Source organism: Pinibacter aurantiacus (assembly GCF_019130065.1).
GTDB classification, from domain to species: domain Bacteria; phylum Bacteroidota; class Bacteroidia; order Chitinophagales; family Chitinophagaceae; genus Pinibacter; species Pinibacter aurantiacus.
The window spans coordinates 677,523-698,120 of sequence record NZ_JAHSPG010000003.1 but is presented as its reverse complement, the minus strand read 5'-3'; the positions used below and the strand labels follow the sequence as shown (position 1 = coordinate 698,120).

The 20,598-nt window shown below is 41.5% G+C and carries 12 protein-coding genes; 11 read left to right on the top strand and 1 reads right to left on the bottom strand.

Annotation, left to right across the window (positions count from 1 at the left end; genetic code table 11):
• Nucleotides 1–93: 93 nt before the first annotated feature.
• Nucleotides 94–2,643, bottom strand: coding sequence for a zinc-dependent metalloprotease (locus KTO63_RS08655; protein WP_217790826.1), 2,550 nt, complete (start codon nt 2,641–2,643; stop codon nt 94–96).
• 396 nt (nt 2,644–3,039) lie between these two features.
• On the opposite strand from KTO63_RS08655, the gene KTO63_RS08650 reads away from it, so the two are divergent.
• The 11 genes from KTO63_RS08650 to KTO63_RS08600 all read left to right on the top strand — a co-directional run bounded on the left by KTO63_RS08650 (nt 3,040) and on the right by KTO63_RS08600 (nt 20,597).
• The gene (locus KTO63_RS08650; RefSeq protein WP_217790825.1) at nt 3,040–3,903 is read left to right on the top strand and encodes a MotA/TolQ/ExbB proton channel family protein; all 864 of its coding nucleotides are present in this window, start codon (nt 3,040–3,042) and stop codon (nt 3,901–3,903) included.
• A gap of 78 nt (nt 3,904–3,981) precedes the next feature.
• The gene (locus KTO63_RS08645) at nt 3,982–4,662 is read left to right on the top strand and encodes an ExbD/TolR family protein (protein ID WP_217790824.1); all 681 of its coding nucleotides are present in this window, start codon (nt 3,982–3,984) and stop codon (nt 4,660–4,662) included.
• Nucleotides 4,663–4,693: 31 nt separating this feature from the next.
• Complete coding sequence (locus KTO63_RS08640) at nt 4,694–5,236, top strand: ExbD/TolR family protein (RefSeq protein ID WP_217790823.1); 543 nt, start codon at nt 4,694–4,696, stop codon at nt 5,234–5,236.
• A 54-nt stretch (nt 5,237–5,290) separates the two neighbouring features.
• Complete coding sequence (locus KTO63_RS08635; protein ID WP_217790822.1) at nt 5,291–6,127, top strand: energy transducer TonB; 837 nt, start codon at nt 5,291–5,293, stop codon at nt 6,125–6,127.
• 168 nt (nt 6,128–6,295) lie between these two features.
• A complete protein-coding gene (gene mnmE, locus KTO63_RS08630; protein ID WP_217790821.1) occupies nt 6,296–7,681 on the top strand; it encodes a tRNA uridine-5-carboxymethylaminomethyl(34) synthesis GTPase MnmE in 1,386 nt (461 codons plus the stop codon).
• 281 nt (nt 7,682–7,962) lie between these two features.
• Nucleotides 7,963–11,349: a fibronectin type III domain-containing protein gene (locus tag KTO63_RS08625; RefSeq protein ID WP_217790820.1), complete on the top strand. Its 3,387-nt coding sequence runs from the start codon at nt 7,963–7,965 to the stop codon at nt 11,347–11,349.
• Nucleotides 11,324–12,007 (top strand): hypothetical protein, encoded by a 684-nt coding sequence (locus KTO63_RS08620; RefSeq protein ID WP_217790819.1) that lies wholly within the window; start codon nt 11,324–11,326, stop codon nt 12,005–12,007. Before KTO63_RS08625 ends, KTO63_RS08620 begins: the two co-directional genes overlap by 26 nt.
• A gap of 55 nt (nt 12,008–12,062) precedes the next feature.
• Complete coding sequence (locus KTO63_RS08615) at nt 12,063–12,398, top strand: hypothetical protein (protein WP_217790818.1); 336 nt, start codon at nt 12,063–12,065, stop codon at nt 12,396–12,398.
• 511 nt (nt 12,399–12,909) lie between these two features.
• Nucleotides 12,910–14,223, top strand: a complete 1,314-nt coding sequence (locus KTO63_RS08610) for a PKD domain-containing protein (protein ID WP_217790817.1) — start codon at nt 12,910–12,912, stop codon at nt 14,221–14,223.
• A 43-nt stretch (nt 14,224–14,266) separates the two neighbouring features.
• Nucleotides 14,267–15,994 carry a hypothetical protein gene (locus tag KTO63_RS08605; protein WP_217790816.1) on the top strand — a complete coding sequence of 576 codons (1,728 nt, stop codon included), beginning with the start codon at nt 14,267–14,269 and terminating at the stop codon, nt 15,992–15,994.
• Between the two features lie 19 nt (nt 15,995–16,013).
• The gene (locus KTO63_RS08600) at nt 16,014–20,597 is read left to right on the top strand and encodes a hypothetical protein (protein ID WP_217790815.1); all 4,584 of its coding nucleotides are present in this window, start codon (nt 16,014–16,016) and stop codon (nt 20,595–20,597) included.
• The last annotated feature ends 1 nt before the right edge of the window (nt 20,598 follow it).

Here is a 20,598-nt window from a genome sequence, read left to right as displayed (position 1 = left end):
AACGCAAAAGGTCGAACATATTAATAATGTTCGACCTTTTGCATTTTATAAACTCAGGGCGAATGCGATTCGCCCCTACCATTCCCCGCTCGCTTACTTTTTTGGATCGAGCGCTGTTGTCAGTCTGTCAGCAATATCCTGCAAATGAGCTTTGGTTATAGCATCAGGTGCAGTTGCGGCCGCAGCACGTACCTCAGCAGCAAGCGTTCTTGCATGTGCTTTGGCAAGGGAAGTAATATCGCTAGGTTTAATCTGAGAGCCACCCATCATTGGGTTTTGGTTCTCCTGAGGAACAAACAAAGCGATCAATCTTTCAACATATACTTTTTGAAGATTTCTTCTGTAGATGTCAATTTTTTGATGAGTTGCCACCTCTGTCCAAATGCCTTTTTTCAGGTCAGAAAGCATATCTGTAACAGTATATGCCTCCGTGCCCAATTGAGCTTCAGCTCTTACCAGTGAATTTAAAATACCAGAATTCAGCAACCTGTTCAATGTATTTTCCTGCAATTGACCAATGGTGCTTACAGGGTCACTTCCAGTAAGGGAAGAGTATTTTTTATTTACAAGCCAGGTAGGTGTTTTGAATAGCTGAGCCTGCAGGAAAGCCATTGCTTCCTTTTGTTTTGCTTTAGAAACAAATTCAAACACGGCACCACTTTGCTCAACCGTTTTAGGAGTTGTCATAACGCCACCAATGTTTTTAGCAGCATGGCCCATGTAGCGACCAAATTGGCTGGTAAGCTCACGATACATTGTCGTAAGGTTATTGTAGCCATCATTTGGTTCTTTTGTCCACTCTTCGAGATTTGGTAAAATGCGCTGAAGGTTCTTAATACCATATGCACCTGCTTTCATTGCATCGTCGCCAAGGTCTTCGTTTTGACAGCGAGGGTCCAATGGATCAGATTCTGTACCGAACCAAAGACGTTTGTTTGCATTAAGACTGTCGATGATCCATTTGTTCAGAATTGGATCTTCAGCTTCTGCAGTTTTTGCGTCCGGGAACCATCTGTAACCCCACTGGATCGCCCACATATCATAATCTCCAATGCGAGGGAACAAACCTTTTTCTGTGATATTATCTTCTGGTTGTGCTACGTAGTTAAAACGTGCATAATCCATGATAGAAGGAGTATGGCCATTTGCTTCTACCCATTTTTTATCTCTAAGTTTTTCAACAGGCACAGTGGAAGAAGAGCCATAGTTGTGACGCAGACCCAAAGTGTGACCAACTTCGTGAGACGATACAAAACGGATAAGTTGTCCCATCAGCTCATCGTCAAAACGCATTTTTCTTGCTTTTGGATCAACAGCCGCAGTCTGGATCATGTACCAGTTACGAACAAGCGACATTACGTTGTGGTACCAGTTAATGTGTGTTTCGATAATTTCCCCGCTACGTGGGTCATGCACGTGAGGACCGCTCGCATTAGGAATATCAGAAGGCTTGTAAACAATAGCAGAGTGGCTTGCATCTTCAAGGCTCCACTGAGGATCATTGGTTGGTGCTTCTTTCGCCATGATCGCATTTTTCCAGCCTGCTTTTTCAAAGGCAGCCTGCCAGTCGTTTACACCCTGGATCAAATAAGGAACCCATTTTTTAGGCGTTGCCGGATCGATATAGAAAACGATTGGTTTTTTAGGCTCAACCAGTTCTCCGCGTTTGTATTTTTCAACATCTTCCGGTTTCGGCTCCAATCTCCAGCGTGTAATCATGCTGATGTTTTTTACACCTTGTGGATCTGCGTCGAAATCTACATAACCTGTGGCAAAATAACCTACACGTCCATCGAAATAACGTGCCTGCATTGGTGCAGACGGCAACAACACCATAGAACTGTTAAGCTCGTATGTAGCTGGAGTAGCACTAGGAGGTACACCCGGGAATTGAGGACCGGATTTGATATATGTTTTAACCGTTCTGATCTCAACATTCATAGGGAAAGAACGTACATTCTGGATGTATGATTTGTCCGCCTGGTACATGCCCAGTTTGAAAATGTTCTTTGCTGCAGGTTCAAAAAACAAAATGTCGTTATCACCACTGATGTAGTCTGTAAAATCAATTACCGAAGACGTGCTGGTCTTGTGGGTGCTATCTGCATAAGCATAGGCTTTAACATCGAACGCAGCAACGATCGGTTGCAGATTAGAGTTCAGCACCGAACGGTACATACCGTTTGCAGAAGTATCTTTAGAAACTTCCTGGAACGAAATGCTTTTAATGAATATTTTATTGTTAGGTCCTTTTGCAAATTGGATAACATTATCGCCAATCTGGTCGCCGGCATATCCGTAGAAACCTGCGCGGGCACCAGATGCAGCTTTTGTGATCCTGTTTACGATAAGGATATCTCTGCCCAATAAAGAGTCTGGTATTTCAAAGTAGAATTTGTCCTCTACTTTATGCACTTTGAACAAACCGGTATCGGTAACGGCTTTTGACGTGATTACCTCTTTGTAAGGTTTTGGTCCTTGTTTGGGAGGTCCTGGCGGCATTGCCGGAGGCATTTGCGGTGCGGTTGCTGGTGCTGGGGTGGGTTGCTTTTTCCCTGGTTTTTCCTGGGCAATAGCTGCGCCGGCAAGAGTGGTGCAAGCTATTGTGGAAAGTAATACGGTCTTAAACCTGGTCATTTTCATTTCAGTAAATAATTAAGCGCCGAAAATAGTTTAAGCGATCTCCAGCGAAAAATAAATTACAGCAACGGAAGAAATACAGGGACGAAACGGCAAAATACGTGATCTGATTAGTAGAGGTATAATATATTATAATATTATCTAAAAAGCTGTATCTTACTATGAAGTTTTCGTTAAGACTACCATTATCGACTGAGCCCGAATTAGCTAAAATCAAGACCTGATAAAGTTATTTAGAACTTTATTTACCAAAAATTCTTATTTTTTCGGTGTTTCTTAAATATTTCTGATCCTAATTTGGTTTTTGAAAAAGTTTTTTCGTTAGAATTGTGTCCCTTAAATTTTGTGTATTAAAATTTGTAAATAAAAATTTGTTTAAAAACTAAAAAACAAACGATCATGGCTGAAACAAAACCTACAGCGACAGTTAAGGCTGCTACTACATCCGTTCAGGTTCAGAAGAGAAGTAACTCAATTTCATGGCTCGCTCCAGTGTGTTGTATTATCGCCGGTTACATCATTTGGCGATTTGTTCTAGGAAACGCAAGTAATTTTAAAGTTCCAGATCCTAATGGTGGATTTTGGCCTAACCACAAAGGACCAATCGGTACATTCACCAAAATGTACGAAGGTGGTATCATCGTTCCAATCTTGATCGGTTGTTTATTGACTGTAATAACTTTCGTAATTGAAAGATTGCTTACTATTTCAAAAGCATCTGGTACTGGTAACAACGCAGAGTTCATCCGCAAAGTGCAATATCACCTTGCTAACAGAAACGTTGACGCTGCTCTTTCTGAGTGCGACAAACAAAAAGGTTCTGTTGGTAACGTAATGAAAGCTGGTCTGCGCAAATACAAAGAAATGATCACTACTACAGAATTGGATACAGAACAAAAAGTAGTGGCTATTCAGAAAGAAGTAGAAGAAGCTACTGCTTTGGAATTGCCTATGCTTGAGAAAAACCTGGTATTCCTTTCAACAATCGCTTCAGTAGCTACATTGTTGGGTCTGTTGGGTACGGTAATGGGTATGATCCGTTCATTCTCTAAACTGGGTGATGAAAGTGGTGGAAGCGCAGCTGCACAAGAGTTGTCTCAAGGTATCTCTGAGGCCCTTTACAACACTGCATTGGGTATCGGTACTTCTGCTGTTTCTATCATCATGTACAACGTATTTACTACTAAAATTGATACTATCACTTACGGCATCGACGAATCTGGATTTACTTTGACTCAGAGCTTCGCTTCTTTGTACAAATAAGTAAATTTTATTCGCGGGGTTTTTTATGGAATCCTGTGAAAACAGAATCTAAATAGTGAATATTAATTTTATTAAGTCATGCCTAGAGTCAAATTACCGCGAAAGAGTACCGCTATTGATATGACTGCGATGTGTGATGTGGCGTTCCTTTTGTTGTCATTCTTTATCTTGACAACGAAATTTAAGCCATCTGAGGCACTAGCGGTTGTAACACCTAGCTCGGTATCTTCTAAAGCAGCGGAGTCGAAAGATGTTGTTTTAGTGACCATCGATCCAAATGGAAAAGTATACTTTTCTGTTTCCGACGATGCTCCTAAAAAAGAGTTAATCGAAGCAGTGAATACCAGCAGAAATCTGGGATTGACAAGCGGAGAAATCGCAAACTTATCATCAACCAACGTTCCTTTTATAGGAGTTCCATTCAGCCAATTGAAATCTTTGGCGTCTAAAACCAAAGACGATTTTAAAGCTGGTGCAAACTGGCCTGGAATTCCGGTTCTTGATACTTTGAATAACGAACTTACAGACTGGGTTGCTGCAGCAGTATCAGCTTTCCAGGGTCAAAAAATGGCCCTTCAGGTAAAAGGTGATAACAGTTCAAAATACCCAGCTTTTCAGGCTGTTATCAGAGCGTTCAAGAAAAATGATCAATTGAAGTTTCAAATGATTACCAACGCTGAAGGTGTTCCTGAAGGTACAGAACTGTACAAGAAGAACATGTCGAACATGGCTGCAGGAAAATCGATATCAGCGGAGTAAACCTATTTTTTAACAATAATATTTTTGCGATATGGCAGAAATGGACACATCAGGCGGCGGTGGCCACAAGAAGGGCCCCGGCGTTAAGAAAGGTAAGAAACTTTCTACACGTGTTGACCTTACGCCAATGGTGGACCTGGGATTCCTGTTGATCACCTTCTTTATCTTCACAACAACAATGAGCCAGCCAACGGCTATGAAGCTTAACCTGCCTAAGGATACAGACAAGCCTGAAGAGCAGAACAAAGCGAAAGAGTCCGGCGCGCTTACCCTGTTGCTGGGTGGAAAGGACATGGTGTACTACTACGAAGGTATATTAGCACCAGACGGTTCTAATTTTAAGTCAAGTTCCTTCAAAGATGTACGTGATGTTATCCTGAATAAAAAGAAATCAACAAAACCAGATGATTTTGTAGTGGTAATTAAGGCAAACGCTGATGCTACTTACAAGAACACCGTGGATATTTTGGACGAGATGACCATTAACGATGTAAAACGTTACGCTTTGGTAGACATTTTTGACGTTGAGAATCAACTGATAAAAGCTACAGAAGGTAGTGCTACAAATAAATAATGGTTGTTTTTGTGGAATAACTAACGAAATGAATCTAATTTAAAAAGCTTTACGATGGAAGTAAACAAAATATTAACCGCCGACGTCCTTGACATCATTTTTGATGGCAGGAACAAGTCGTACGGTGCTTATGAGTTACGCAAGACATACAATAAGCGCATTGTAACAGCTTTGGCCGTTACCGCTGCAATATGTCTGCTGATCTTCCTGGGTTACTTTGTTTCAAAAGCTCTTGAAAAGAACGCCGACAAAAAAGAAATGGTTGTTCAGGATGTGCAGCTGGAAGAAGTAAAACAAGAAGAGAAAAAGAACGAACCGCCTCCTCCGCCTCCACCACCAAAACCAGTGGAGCCACCAAAAGTGGAGATGGCAAAATTTACACCTCCTAAGATTGTAAAAGATGAAGAGGTTAAAGAAGACGAAAAGCCACCAGAAGTTGAAAAACTTGAAGATGTAAAAATCGGTGCGAAAAATCAGGAAGGTGTGAAAGACGAAGGTGTTGTAGCCCCTCCTGTATCTGATGCTGGTAAAGGTGTAGTTGAAGCTCCTAAAAAAGTAGAAGAAGACTGGGACAAAACTTTTACAAAAGTGGAAATCGAGTCTGAATACCCAGGTGGAGCAAGTGCATGGGCACGCTACCTGAATAAAAGCTTAAACTATCCATCTGAAGCTCAGGAAGCTGAAATCCAAGGTACTGTAGTAGTACAGTTCATCGTGGACAAAGAAGGTAACGTGAGTGAAGTGGAAGCAATCAGCGGACCGAAAGAATTACAAGGTGAAGCTGTTCGCGTAATTAAGAAAAGTGGTAAATGGACTCCAGCCGTTCAAAACGGTCGCCAGGTAAAAAGCTACAAAAAGCAGCCAATTACTTTCCGCCTAGAATCTGAATAATTATTTACACTTCAGAAAATACATTAAACCTCTCCAGTTTGGAGAGGTTTTTTTATTGGGCTTCGGCAATCCCGATTCTACAATCGGGACTATCGAAGCCTTCCTGATGACCGATTTGCGATTGACCATTCACCATTCTCAGTTACTTTTGTCAATAAATCTTTTTACATGATTGGAAAATTAGCAGGTTGGGACGAAACAATAGTGGCGCTGGCAACACCGCCGGGAATTGGAGCAATTGGGGTGATAAGATTAAGTGGTAAAAAGGCGATTGAAATAGTTAACGGTCTTTTTCAATCAAAAGATCTTACAAAACAAACTGCAAATACACTGCATGTTGGTTTGCTGAAGAATAACAACACCGTTCTTGATGAAGTAGTGCTTTCTTTATTCAAAGCTCCCGCAAGTTACACTGGTGAAGATGTAATAGAAATTTCATGTCATGGCTCGCCTTATGTGCAGCAACAGGTTATTGCGGCCTGTATTGAAAAAGGGGCAAGATTGGCAAAAGCTGGAGAGTTTACGCAACGGGCCTTTCTCAACGGTAAATTAGATCTTACACAGGCTGAAGCCGTAGCAGATTTGATAGCCAGTAATTCAGAGGCTTCAAGAAAGTCGGCACTGCACAATATCCGCGGTGGTTTTTCAAGCAATTTGAAGGAGTTGCGTGATCAATTGCTGAGCTTTTCTGCGTTGATAGAATTAGAGCTTGACTTTTCACAGGAAGATGTGGAGTTTGCGGACCGCACGCGTCTGTATGACCTTGTAAAAAGATCATATTCAACAACCTCATCTTTATTGAATTCTTTTCAGCTGGGCAACGTAATTAAAAATGGTGTACAGGTTGCAATAGTAGGCAAGCCCAATGCCGGTAAATCTACTTTGCTCAATACTTTGCTTAACGAAAACCGCGCTATTGTAAGCGACATTGCAGGCACGACCCGCGACACGATTGAAGAAATATTGAACATTGACGGCATTTTATTCCGGTTGATTGATACTGCCGGAATTCGCGAACATACCAGCGACATCATCGAATCGATTGGTGTAGAAAAGAGCCGCGAAAAGATTCAACAGGCGGATGTTGCATTGTATCTGTTTGATGTAAACACAAATACAAGAACAGATATAGAAAGCATCTTACAGGAGATAAAAAAAGAAAACTCGCAAATACTACTTGTTGCCAACAAAATTGATAACACAAATGAAGAGTCCGTTCGTTTGACATTTGGCAATTTGCCGAACGTATTGTTTATTTCGGCTAAGGAGCACCGTTATATAGAAGTTTTGAAAGAAAGATTGGTTGATATGGTATTGCAGGGCAATGTTCAAACAGAAGGAACCATTGTAACCAACGCCCGCCATTACGAAGCACTCCAAAAAATATCGACTTCGCTTGCAGATATCGTTAGTGGAATGGACAACAAACTACCTGGCGATCTGCTAGCTCTTGATATCCGCCGCTGCCTCCACTTTCTGGGAGAGATAACAGGTGAGATTACTAATGAAGATCAGCTGGATTATATTTTTAGTAAGTTCTGTATTGGAAAGTAGCTGATACAAAACAAACACGTGTAAAGGATATAATAAGGTTGTCAAAACCCCTGTTTTTATGGCTTTTTCATGTGCTTGGCGTATCGTTTATGTTTTAGTATTAATTGCTTTTACATACTATTTTGTATTTCATTTATACCCGTTGACCGAGGCACAAAATAAATCTCTTTGATTAGGTTTGTAGCATTGGTTATTTTCGCGCTTCAAAGAATGCTAATACCACCTACAAAGTAACCCTTCTCCAAATACACTACCGGTTTAATCATCAAAACCAGCAGTGGATGGAAAATTTTATTAAGAGGATTAATAACGGAGCGGGTCCTGTTCAAAAAATCAAACATTCTATTTTTTCGCTTTTATTGCTGGCTACAGGCATAGTCAGTGTGAAAGCACAAATCTACCCTGTGCAAGTAATGCCGCAGTTGATTGCGCCCTACACTGCGAGCGTACCTGAATACTACAACGGTACGACGGAGAAATTTGTGGTGCTGCTTGTGAATACCGATCTAACCAAGCCAACACTACAGGTAAAACTTAAGTTGAGCGTAGAAGGTGCGGGTATAAACTTAACCAGCCGCAGCGATGTATATTATCCTCCCTTGGAACTCGATGCCGGTGTAGCGCAGCGTATCAGCCTAAACGACCTCGCGCCTTATTTCGATGCAAACAACTTGATATTCTCGGGCATGACTCGCGCCCAGTACCAGCAATTCAGAAAGTTGCCGGAAGGGTTCTATAAATTTTGTGTTGAAGTTTATGAGTACAATACAAACCGTCTTGTTGGTCGCAGCAACTGCGCGATGGCATGGATCAGCTTGCTGGATCCACCATTTTTAAATTTGCCCAGAACAAGCGAGTCTATTGCTTACCGCGATCCAACCAATATTATTTTCCAGTGGACACCAAGAAACCTGAGTAACCCTACTGCGGCTTTTAATACAGAATATGAATTTACTCTTGCAGAGCTGTGGGATAATTGCATTGTACCCCAAGCGGCTTTCAACGCCACGCAACCACTTTACAGAACTACTTCACAAGCTACCACCTTATTATATGGTCCGTCAGAACCTTTACTAATTCCCGGCAAGCGCTACGGTTGGCGCATAAGAGCGCAAGCCAGTGATGGAAGCCAAAACAGCGCCGCTTACAAAAACAATGGTTATAGTGAAATCTACTGGTTCACGTATCAAAGAAATTGTCCTGAGCCCTTTAATGTACAATGCGATATAAGTGGCGGCAGGGCCACCATTACATGGAGTGCCAATGCACAACAGAACAGATATACAGTAGACTATCGCGAAAAGACACAAAGTGGCAGCACCTGGTACACGGTGAACAGCACCATCAACCGTGTGATGTTGTACGACCTGAAAAAAGATAAACAATACGAATACCGTGTGGGTGGCTTTTGTGACTTGGCAACAGGCAGTTTCCCACTAGATGGCGCGGTATATACTAACATCAAAACCTTTGCCCTCAATGGCACCAGTAAAGACGACTATCTCGCCTGCGGCATATTGCAGCCCGAACTAAAAATTGCCAACCGCAATCCTATACAAAGCTTGCTGAGTGGCGAGATAATAACAGCAGGAGATTTTCCTGTAAAGCTAATTAGCGTACAAGGTAGTAACGCCAACTTTACGGGCAATGGCTATATCACTATTCCATTCCTTGGCAAAGCGGCGGTGAAAGTCCGGTTCAGCAACATCAACGTGAACACAGACAAACAATTGATCGGGGGATTGATTGAAACGACTTATGACGCGAAAGAGACGCAGATTGTAGATCCTAATAAGATATTGGATGGCATTACCGGCGATCCGGCAAGTGTCTCTATACTTAGAGACTTAAAAGATCATATACCCGATGCCGCTGCTGCGCCTGTTAGCGAGTTAACCGACTTTGCCAAAACGCTTAATGAAGTAGACAAGGAAACGATAGACAACACACTGGTGCTTTCGGCTACAGAAAAGAAACAGTTGAAGGATGACATGGCGGCAATGGCCGAAGCTACCGAAACACTAGAAGATGCCACCGCTACACCCGAACAAAAACAACAAGCTGAACAGCAACTACGCAAAGCAGTACAAGATGGAGCTCCGCTGGTACAAAAGCTGGGAGAAGGTGTTGGCAAAGGAGTACAAACAATAGCAGGTAATCTTTTCAAAAATGTGCGCGACTTCCTCAAAGGCTACAAAGGCACAGAAGAAGATAAACAACAAGCAAGAATATACACTAATCAAACTGACAGTATTACCCAAGCTTATCTGCAAAGAACGGATGTTCCCGATAGTTTAAAAGATGGTTTGCGTAAAGCGGCACAAGACGCCGCTCCCGCTTGGAAAGCTTTGCAAAACGCAACAGCTTGTAGCAATAATATAATTGGCTACAACTATCCAAAATTACATGGGCCAAATACAGAAGATAATTTATTGGCGGATTACAGTTGTTATACACGACTTGGAAATGCGCAGTGGGATTGGATTGATATGATGAAAACGTGGGATGCGGCAACAAAACGTGATCTTATAATTATAATAAAAACTACAGAAAGCAACGGCAAGGTGAAAGAAGAGAGAAAGGATACACAAAAAATGAGCAATGAAAAATACTGGGAATATAAAAAGTCACTTTGGCTGGGCTTTGAGTTATGCAATAAAAAAGGTACAAGCGAATGGATAGATGGTTATAGTGAATACACAATGGGTAACGACTGTACGATCAAAAATGGATTCTATGGAGCGAATACAGGAGTGTTGTTAATAGAAGTTACTGGTGCAACGCCTGCTTACAAAGTTTATTATTATAAAGATATTGTTCGATACGATGCTCGTAAAAACAATAATGTTTTGCTGTTTGTGAATGGTTATCGTAATAATATGCTCGATGAATTTCCAAATACAGACAATTCCATTGGAACCGATGCCATAGCCAATTACTGGGAGGGCATAGATGATGTGTTTCTAATGCGGTTGAAGGACAGGAAAGTATACTATGCAGATGGACACCATAGCGTGAAAACGTCCAACCATAGAGGAATGTCAACATTTGTAAGCAGCATGTTGGGCTCTGCTTGCGCCGCTGGTAACAAGGCACTTATTGCGACAGCAACAGGCTTAAATGTTGTAACAGGAATTAAATGTGCCGGTTGTTATCACGAAAACAGTTGCGTATCCTTAAGCACAACACCTAATACAAATGGTTTCGGTGAGCGCCGCGACAATGGTAAAACGGCAGGCAACAATTTTATAACGGAACTCAAGGCAATTAACTTCGATAAAACCAAAGAAAAGGTAGATATTGTTGCACACAGTATGGGGTATGCTTATGCGTTAGGCATCATTGATGTGCTGAAGCAGAACGGGTATACGCTGGGCCGTTTTTATATATTGGCTCCTGAAAATGCATCATCGGGAAACATTATGCTAAGTGATTATGAAGAAGTATGGCAATATGGTTCAAATGAAATAAGCCTGCGGGAAAAGAAATGGTTACAGGATGGTGTTGCTCCGCAAGTGGGAGTAGGTAATATACAAACACGACGCGCTTATATACCCGAAGATGGCTCGGTACCGCAAGGCTTTAGAGACAGCCATACCATTGGAAATTATAAATGGATATTTAATAAACTAAAAGGACAAGATGGATATGTTACTCCGAGAAACTAAGTTGTTTGGTGCAACAATATTTTTATTGCTTTGCTTTTCATGTAAAAACAAAAGCACTGTTTCATGGGATACAGAACGATACAAAAATTATTCAAAAAAAGAAGTTGGAGAATATATGTATAACAGCATTTATGAAGCAATAAATGACAGTATGCATATTTGGGGATCAAATAAAATCGGTAATCAATCTATCTGGAATTTTAATTACAAATTGGATAGCGTTCTTTGTTTTAACAAGGAGAAGAATAAGTTGATAAGCGCATTTCTTGTTAGATGTAATCAACAAAATTGTTTGCAAGACGATGTCCATTTTTTTTATGGTATTAAAATGAACGGACTTTGGTATTTTTTCAAAGGACCAGATATAACGTTACCCCGTGAATATTATCAAAAAGATACACACACGCCATTAAGTTTTGAGAAGCTGCATGAATTGGCCATGAACAATATATTCATCGGTTATTTAAAAAAGAAGGATAAAGGGTTCTTCGGAAATTTATTTGGTAAAACGGAATGGGAAATAAATGATGATTTTTTTAGCGATTTATCAAGTGCTGCATGGTGTGCCCATTGCAAAACACAACAGCAATGGGATTCTACATTTTTGGATGTAGTTAAAAGAAATTGGGAAACACGCGATACCGTTGTGGGTAACTGAATGTAGTCGTTTCCGTCGCAATAAATATTTATATAAAATTTCTAAAATAACAATAATGGAAAATTTAGAGGAAGAGATTTTGTTATGCATAGCTTTGATTATTGCGAGATATGCCGTTTTGATAGGAATGACAATTTGTACGGTTCGGTCATTTTCAGCAAAGAAATATTTGACGGTCATAATATTTTTGTCCATAGTTGTCTCTTTCTTCTCAATGATTTTTTACCAAACGTCCACAAAAACAATTGCAACAGAGTTTGGAAATGTCGCTTATGTAAAAATGCCGGTGCAGTATAAAGTTCTCGAAAAAGAAATGGAGTTTCTTTTAATTAAATACTATACAAATGAAAGCAGTTTCCTGAGTTTTATTTATTCTGACAGTTTATTGTAATTATAAAATTTGTGCTAGTATAGTCGGCTAGTTATGTAGAAGGAAATTCTGAATATTTTGAGCGGGTAATCTGTTTGTTAAACAAGAAACGGACGAGCCTTCCTAAAAGTGAATCACATTTGGTGTTCTGGTATTTTGTACAATAATAAAAAGTGTTGAATGCTATTTAATCTCAAATGTGTCTGACTTGTGTCGAAATGTATCATCACCGTTTCGCTTTTGAAGGTGCATGTACGAAAAGCACCGACCCCTTAAAGCGGCAAGTTCACGAAAAGATATTTGTGGCTTTTGAAATTGCTTTACAAAAGTTGACATCTATTGACATTGTTTTGAAGTTGTAAATATTTTTTTCGATCTTGCACTCTAGCTCAACCATACAATTGCGTTGACTGCGATTATTTCTTACCGTTACTATTCCCATTACCAAATACGCTTAATTATTAATTGGAGTGATCAGCACTCTTAAAAAGGTTTAATGCGTATTCTTAAAATAATTCTCTATTCGTTCACAATGTTATTTTTTGCAATAACCAGTTGTAAGAAAGGACAGGTTGTTACTGCCAAGGCAGACTTTGCTTATGAAATTATCGACAGCAATTTCACCGTTCCGGTTAGAATAAAACTTACTAACAACGCAACAGGAGCCAATCAATACAAGTGGACATTTGAAGGAGGCGACCCGGCAACATCTTCAAAGCGAGACCCCGGTGTAATATCTTTTAACCAACCTGGAACATATCATATAACATTGGAATCATGGAATGAAGATGGCCATGATCAGAAAGCGGTTACAATTACTTTGGATAGCGCTGTAGTAATAAACTTCGATGCGGAAATACTTATAAACAGTTACGCGCCTGCCAACGTACAGATTACCAATAAAACAATCGGTGCCATTAGTCAGGAGTGGAGCTTCAACGGTGCAGCACCTCAAACGTCTTCAGCAAAAGATCCCGGCACCATCACATATACAAATCCCGGAAATTATACTATCACACTAACTGTCAATAATGGCCGCAAAACTTTTACACTCTCCAAAGAGATTACAATTCTGCCGCCGTTAGTCCCATCTTTTGAGATTGTTCCCTCGTTTGATGATGACGATTACCAGGCACCTCTCACTGCCGTTTTAAATAATAATACAAACGCGGAATGCACCTGGAAATGGACGGCAACGGGAGGTAAAATAGACAATGATACAGCAAAAAATCCCAGCATATATTTCGCCTCCCCGGGAACTTACACGGTAACGCTTTCGGCTAACAATAAAAAAGAAACTAAAACATTCGCGCAGACGATAACGGTATTGCCTAATACTAACCTGCGGAGTTTTGCCGATGTCAGACTCGGCATTAGCTCTGCTTATAATACGATAGGCTGTTTTTTCTCCACAAAACTCCGGAAGGTGTTTACAGCAAAAGATGACCTGACAAACATAGGAGGGAATATAGACATTGTATATTATGGTCTCAATAAAAACTTTAAGTACAACAGTTTTATTTCCCCTGACTCGGCAACTTATTACACTTTTAATGTTATTCCCAATGCTCGGCCTGTAGTTGTCGTCAATACTACAGAGAACTGTAACTGCAACCCCATAACGGCTAGTCAATTTGATAATATGTCAACCGATGCATTGTTCCAAAATACAGCGGTGAATTTTAGCGGTGCGGCGTGGAAGCAATTTGACAATTCAGCGATGCCGAGAATTGTGATGTATCAAACAGCAGATGGCCGCAAAGGTGCCATCAAAATCAAGTCGTTTGTTGACAACGCCTCTCAATCATACATTATTTGTGACATCAAAGTTCAAAAGGAACCGTAAGCCTGTCATAATAAAACCCTGAAGAATTGATAATTGAATGTTTATGCTGAACCCCGATACCAGGAAACTTTGTGCACTTATATTGCTAACCCTATTATGCAGATATGGATATGCGCAGCAAGTCGATATAGACGGATTGAAAGATGTATTCAAGGCAAAGCCCGTAAAATTTAGTGGAGGCGTATCTGCCAGCACCATGTTTTACAATGGTAACGGCGGTACAGGAAGAGCTCCATTTACCTGGTTCTTGCAAGGTAATGCCAACGCAAATATTCTTGGTAAAATAAACCTGCCGTTCTCTTTTAATTTCACCAATGCCGGACGCGGCTTCTCCTATCCGACTTTGCCGAACCGGCTCAGCCTGCATCCTACCTTTAGATGGATCACGGGACATATTGGCGATGTTGCCATGAGTTTTTCTCCGTATACATTAAACGGTTACCAATTTAGAGGCGCGGGTGTAGACCTGGCATTTAAAGGGCCTTGGAAAGTTAGTGCCATGACCGGGCGCTTGCAAAAAGCGGTTAATTATGATAGTTCGAATCTCAATTCATTGCCAACTTACCAGCGAATGGGTTACGGTGTTAAAGCGAACTATGAGAAGAGTTGGTACAAAGGAGGCATAGCTGCTTTTTATGCTAATGACAACGTAATCAGTTTATATAATAAGCCCGATAGTTTAGCCATCTATCCCCAACAAAATTTGGCTATCAGTTACGAGGTTGGTGTCAAGCCTGCAAAAGGTTTAGAGATCAATGCTGTATATGCGTCCAGCGCCTTAACCGCCGATAAACGAGATATAAAAGGAAACGACCTTGGCAAAGGCTGGATGAAGAAAGTGATGAATGGAAACTCAACTACCTCCTTATACCACGCATTTAAAACGCAGGTTAATTATTCCTTTCTAAAAAGCACTGTTGGGGTAGGGTTCGAAAGGGTGGACCCCGGCTATAAAACATTGGGTGCTTATTATTTTAACAATGACCTGGAGAATATAACCATCAATTTCGGGCAGAGCCTTTTAAAAGACAAAGCCAATCTTGCATTGTCTTTAGGTTCGCAAAGAGACAACCTCGATGGAGGTAAAGCAGGGACAACGCAACGACTGGTAGGATCCATCAACGTGAACTATGCGCCTGTTGAAAGAATGCAAACGAGTCTCATGTATTCCAATTTTCAAACGCATATGAACATGCGCCCGCAGTTTGACTACATCAACAATGTATCTCCCATTGTCAATTTTGATACACTTAACTATGTGCAACTCTCACAAAATGCCGCGGTGAATGTAAACTACATCACAAAAAAAACGGAGCAGCAAAACCAGGCATTGAATGTAAATATAAACTTCCAGGATGCCTCTGATCAGCAAGGCGGTGTAGTTACCAAAGGAAACAGCTCCCAGTTTTACAACCTGGCCACTGCTTACAATGTTTTGTTTTTAGAGAAAGGGTTGAATGTAACACTGGCGTACAATGTGAGTTATAATACCATTGCGCGAAATAATTTTCTAACGCAAGGTCCTACGTTGTCGGCCAATGCAAAACTATTTGATAAAAAGGTGACGGTGGGTTTTTCCTCTTCTTACAATACCAGCGCATCGCAAGGAACTAAACAAAATGATGTATTGAGTCTGCGCGTGAATGCGGCATACACACTGCTAAAGAAACATAGGCTCAATTGCAGTCTCATCAACCAATACAGAAATGTAATTAATAAAGGCAGTACACACGACCTGACGGGAACACTCGGTTATAATTATGCCTTTTAATTTTCATAACAACGTTTATATGAAGCAACATTTACTTCTCATCATATTTTTTTCTTTATGCGTGGTGCTATCCAGGGCCAATACCGCTGACAGTACGATAATCAATCATAGAGTTGCCGGAACCATTGTTGGAAAACAGATCGGGGCGGATGCATTGTCGGACACCTCAAAACTAAAAGCCTTTGCTGATACGATGGTTGCCAAAGTAGAACAAATGGATCGCTGGCTGGAAACCATTCAGCCGGATGATCTCAATGAGCTGCCTATTGGTTTAAAGAAAACCATCAGCAATGTAACTTATAAGCTGGCTGTTAGCAGCGCCATCTTTTACGAGACTTATGCGGAGCTAACCGTGTATGCAAAAGTGGAAATACCGCAGAACCCTAAGCAGCTATTCTTTGGCATCAGTGGACTAAAGTTGTCGTACAAGGGAGGAATTATAGGCGATGCAAAATTGGTATTGTTAGGAAATGTTCCTATCAATATCAATGGTGGCAATAGCCAGGTTGTATTGAAAGGTGGCTTGAATATGAAAAACGGGCAGGCGATGGATGACCTCACGTTCATAACCATGGATTGTAACGGGTTCAAAGAAATGGGGCTTGCCGCAGACGTGGTATTTCCCAGAAGTTTATTGTTGCCTTGTAACAACAATGGAGACGTACTACAAGATGCCACCCAAAAAGTAAAAGGCAGTTTTAAAACAATAGTAAGTGATTGGAATGACATACTTGTTGGCATTAGTTTACCAAAGTTTCAGGTAAATGGCCTTGATGGCGTGGTGTTCACATTGACCAATGCAGTCTTTGATTTTAGCGATACACGCAACAGCTCCACCATACAATTTCCGGAAGGATATGAACTAAGACACATGAGCTATCCTTCGCCTTCCATGTGGAGGGGTGTATATGTGCAAACAATTGATGTAATGCTTCCCAAAGCCTTTAAGAGAAAAAGCGGGGAGCGGGTTTCTTTTGGTGCGAATAATCTCATTATTGATAACAATGGAGTTTCAGGTGTTTTTTATGGGAAGAACATCATACCGTTCTCCGACGGTTCAGCATCGGGCTGGCGTTTTTCTGTCGATGAATTTAACCTGGGCATAGAAGCCAATCAACTGGTTGCAGCAGGTTTCAAAGGCAGTATCGGTTTACCCGTTGCCGATAAAGATTCGTTAAAGTATGAAGCCGTTATCACGCAGGACAATAAATATTGGCTGACAGTAAGTCCTCAGAAAAAAATGGATTTCCAGTTCCTGCAGGCCAAATGCGAACTTGATTCCAACTCCTATGTAAAGCTTTTGGTGGATAACGGGGAGTTTTTACCAGAAGCCAATTTATATGGCAGGCTTACCATTAATGCTTCCGCAAAAGGGGATACGAGCAAGTCTATCGCCAATTTCAAAGGAGTAACATTCAGGGGCATGCGCTTACGAACAAAGGCCCCGTATTTTGCCGTAGATTATTTTGGGTATGAAGGAGAAGTGAAAGTTGCCAACTTCCCGGTGTCGATAGAAAACATTGCATTGACTGCCAATAATACCCATGCTGATCTTGCTTTTGGATTGAATGTTACTTTACACGACGATGCCTTCAAGGCCAAAACGCGACTTACCATTGGTTGCGATTTTGAAGTGCAGCAAAGTGATGGTAAGCAACAAGGATATCACCATTGGAAGCTGGGCAAAGTAGGACTGGAAAGTATAAAAATAGACAATGCCAAAATAGGTTCCTTAACCTTAAATGGCGAGGCCCATTTCTTTGATGATGATCCAACTTATGGAACAGGTTTCGGCGGCGGCATCAATGCTACTTTTACGTCTATCAATGTAGAGGTACAGGTGCGGGCAATTTTTGGCCACATGAAAGATTACCGTTACTGGTTTGTAGATGGCCTCGCGCAGTGGTCCCCGGGCATACCGGTGGTTGGCCCCATCATGATAAACGGATTCGCCGGAGGCGCTTATTACCACATGGCTAAGATGAATCCTTTTGCCGGGATCAGTAAAAACCTCATGCCCGAATATAAGCCAGACAATACCCTCGGTCTTGGTATTAAAGCCGGTGTACTATTCTGCATCTCCAGTCCTGAAGTGGTAAATGCCAGGGCTGAATTTGAAGTGGCTTTCAATAACAATGGCGGCATCAACTACGTCGGTTTTTTTGGCAATGCAGATATCATGAAAGGAGCCATTGACCAGGTGGCCGGAGAGTTGGAGCAGGCCAAACAAGTCTTTGCCGGTGTAAGCCAAAAAGATGCGGAAACCGCTAATCTTTCCGACGAACAAAAAGCCGCAAAGATTGCAGAAGAACAGCAACAAAAAGTGAGCAATCCGAAAGAAGCGGCAGCCCAGGTTCCCATTCCGTGCAGTATTGGAGGGCCGAATTTTAAAGGATTGTCGGCGTATGTGGGTATGTTCTATGATTTTAAGAACAAAACATTTCAATCCAATTTTGATCTATACCTGAACGTTGCCAATGTATTAACCGGAGTGGGTGAAAACTATTGCGCCGGTTGGTCAGAAATGTATTTTTCGCCTGCAGAGTGGCATGTGTACATGGGCACACCAAATAAGCCGATAGGAATACAGTTTGGCCTTGGAGGATTTAACCTGAGGACAGAATCCTACTTTATGATGGGAAGCAAGATTCCCGGTTCCCCGCCACCGCCGCAGGAAGTAGCAGACATATTGGGTGTAAGCATGCAGCAGTTGGACTACATGCGCGACCTCAATGCATTGGGCGATGGTCGTGGTTTTGCTACGGGCACAAGACTTTCTGTACAAACAGGTGATCTTACCTTTCTTATTCTCTATGCCAATTTCAAAGCCGGCCTGGGCTTTGATATCATGCTAAAACAATACAAAGATGCACATTGCGAAGGCAGCAGTGATCCAATAGGCATCAACGGTTGGTATGGTAATGCGCAGGCATACGTTTTTTTACAAGGAGAACTCGGCGTCAAAGTGAATCTGAAATTTATCAAGTTCAGGTTCCCTATTATACAAGGAGCAGCGGCAGCATTGTTACAGGCAAAATTGCCGAATCCCTCGTGGTTCCAGGGATATTTGGGGGTGAAGTTTAACCTCCTCGGCGGCCTAGTAAAAGGCAACATGAACTTCAAATTGAAGATTGGTAACGAATGTAAAATTGTGAATGATGCGGGGAAAGAAGCCGTTGTGGGAATGGCCGTCATATCAGACATCACACCAAAAGATACCGTGAATACTGATGTGTTTACCGCGCCGCAAGTAGCTTTCAATTTTGCTATTGATAGAGATATTCCTATACAGGATGAAACGGGCAACAAAACCTTTCGCGTACAACTAGATCAGTTCGATCTTGCAAGCAACGGTAAGACCATTCCGGGCAAAATACAATGGAACAGCAATAAAGACGTAGCTACATTTTATTCAACGGAAGTGCTGCCATCCAATGCAACTGTAAAAGCCACCGTGAAAGTGAGTTTTAAAGAGTTGAAGAACGGCAGCTGGCAAACCGTTTATACTGACGGCGTAAAAGAAGAAGAGAGCAAAGTGCTTTCATTTATAACCGGCACTGCCCCTGAAACTATTCCGCTGAACAATATCGAATACTCATGGCCGGTGGTGGATCAGAAGAATTTCTATCGCGAAGAAACCTCTACAGGCTATGTACAATTAAAGCGCGGACAAACTTATTTGTTTAATGTTCCCGGCTACAGGCAGGACCTCTCTTTTGTTCCATCCAATGGTGATCAGCCAGTTGTCATACCGTTCCAATATGATTCTGCAAAATGCAGGTTGAGTTTCAATGTCAACAAACTGAAAGGTGACCTGGCATATCAATTATTACTGACCAATGCACCATCGAGTCAGAAGACTGTGACGAACCAGCAAACACAAACAACCTCTGTCGATGATAGTGGGCTCGAAGTGACGAGCAACAAAGCGTCGGATGTGGCGCGTACAGACATTGCAAAAACCATACTGCAATATGGTTTCCAAAGCAGCCATTTTGCCAAATTCAGAGAGAGGATGGATAATATGTCATTGGCCGGTACAAAATCAAGAAGGATCAGTTCCGATGTAGTGAATTTCATGCAGGGCGCTACTGGTGCCGGAGCCTTTGATTTGGCAGAACTAAAAGGAACCGACTACACCGGAGGGCAGCCACTGATACAACCGATAGCGGCGATAATGAACGAATTGTATTTCAATAATCAGATCCAGCCACTCATTTATGCAGGCCTGCCTTACGGTGATATTAATATTTCAGATAGAGACACCACCGAATGGGGAGCAATACCGCTCAGAGCATTACCCGTATCCCTCAACTATCAATATTTAATAGAGCAAGGCAATTATGATGACCCGCAAGTGACCACGTGGCTACCTTATATCTATGATCTTCCGGCTGCATATAAAGCGGACTTTACGGACCTGCAAAGCCAGGTAGTGAACAGGTATTTAGGCACACCACAGCAAAAGGTATATGAAAAACTGATCAATGGCTACTATCCGTTTATCAACGAGGGCGATTATAACGTGAACTACCAGTTTGTATTACCGGGTGGAGTGAGCGGCAGCTCCAAAATAATTCCTTATCACAATGCAATCAAATAGT

Bases quoted from the DNA above. Each gene is read 5' to 3' on its own strand.
- KTO63_RS08635 (WP_217790822.1), top strand. From the start codon at position 5,291: ATGGAAGTAAACAAAATATTAACCGCCGACGTCCTTGACATCATTTTT.
- KTO63_RS08600 (WP_217790815.1), top strand. From the start codon at position 16,014: ATGAAGCAACATTTACTTCTCATCATATTTTTTTCTTTATGCGTGGTG.
- KTO63_RS08605 (WP_217790816.1), top strand. From the start codon at position 14,267: ATGCTGAACCCCGATACCAGGAAACTTTGTGCACTTATATTGCTAACC.
- KTO63_RS08645 (WP_217790824.1), top strand. From the start codon at position 3,982: ATGCCTAGAGTCAAATTACCGCGAAAGAGTACCGCTATTGATATGACT.
- KTO63_RS08625 (WP_217790820.1), top strand. From the start codon at position 7,963: ATGGAAAATTTTATTAAGAGGATTAATAACGGAGCGGGTCCTGTTCAA.
- KTO63_RS08615 (WP_217790818.1), top strand. From the start codon at position 12,063: ATGGAAAATTTAGAGGAAGAGATTTTGTTATGCATAGCTTTGATTATT.
- mnmE (WP_217790821.1), top strand. From the start codon at position 6,296: ATGATTGGAAAATTAGCAGGTTGGGACGAAACAATAGTGGCGCTGGCA.
- KTO63_RS08610 (WP_217790817.1), top strand. From the start codon at position 12,910: ATGTTATTTTTTGCAATAACCAGTTGTAAGAAAGGACAGGTTGTTACT.
- KTO63_RS08650 (WP_217790825.1), top strand. From the start codon at position 3,040: ATGGCTGAAACAAAACCTACAGCGACAGTTAAGGCTGCTACTACATCC.
- KTO63_RS08655 (WP_217790826.1), bottom strand. From the start codon at position 2,643: ATGAAAATGACCAGGTTTAAGACCGTATTACTTTCCACAATAGCTTGC.
- KTO63_RS08620 (WP_217790819.1), top strand. From the start codon at position 11,324: ATGGATATGTTACTCCGAGAAACTAAGTTGTTTGGTGCAACAATATTT.
- KTO63_RS08640 (WP_217790823.1), top strand. From the start codon at position 4,694: ATGGCAGAAATGGACACATCAGGCGGCGGTGGCCACAAGAAGGGCCCC.